1 protein-coding gene is annotated in these 836 nt (G+C 34.6%); it reads right to left on the bottom strand.

Features of this window, described 5'->3' with window-relative positions; genetic code table 11:
• The coding region (gene pfkB, locus NE544_RS12025; protein WP_256269500.1) for a 1-phosphofructokinase at positions 1–824 on the bottom strand (824 nt) is incomplete at its 3' end.
• Between the last annotated feature and the right edge of the window lie 12 nt (positions 825–836).

The raw sequence follows: 836 nt of genomic DNA, 5'->3' as shown, positions 1-836 counted from the left end.
AAACCGTTGATAAAGGCTTTTGAGTAGTCGTTTGTTTCTAAATATCCGGCAAGGAAACCTGCAACCATAGAATCACCAGCACCAACAGAATTCACTACTTCTCCTTTTGGTGCTTTACTTTGAATCACTTCATTATTATCACTTACAAGCACTGCACCTTGTCCTGCCATAGAAATCAATACGTTTTGAGCACCCATTTCCTGTAGCTTTTTGGCGTAAGGAATGACGTCATCTCGAGTGTTTAATTCGACATTAAAGATTTCACCTAATTCATGATTGTTTGGTTTAATTAAGAAAGGTTTATATTTTAATACTTTTAATAATAGGTTGTTTGTCGCATCGACAACAACTTTTATTTTCTTTTTCTGAACTCGTTCCATGATCTGTTCATACATTGTATCTGGTAAAGTACTTGGGATGCTTCCTGAAATAACGAGAATATCTTTTTCTGTTAGACCATCTAATTGATTGAATAATTCTTGAATGTCTTCTGGCTGAATATCAGGCCCCATACCATTGATTTCTGTTTCTTCATCGGATTTCATTTTTACGTTGATTCTAGATAATCCTTTCTTTACATGAATGAAATCTGTTTTAGCTCCATAGCTTTCTAATTTATGTTCAATTTCTTCTCCTGTAAAACCCGCCATAAAACCTAGGGCTGTACTTTCGTGTCCAAGATTGGATAGGACAATTGAAACATTAATGCCTTTTCCTCCGGGAAGGATTTCTTCGAATTTTGTTTTATTAATGATACCAGGCTTAAAATGATCGACTTGAATAACGTAGTCTAAAGAGGGGTTAAAAGTAATTGTATAAATCATAATGATCTCCTT

Source organism: Holdemanella sp. MSK.7.32, from assembly GCF_024460475.1.
In the GTDB taxonomy this organism is placed as follows: domain Bacteria; phylum Bacillota_I; class Bacilli_A; order Erysipelotrichales; family Erysipelotrichaceae; genus Holdemanella.
This window is presented reverse-complemented; position numbering and strand designations above follow the sequence as displayed.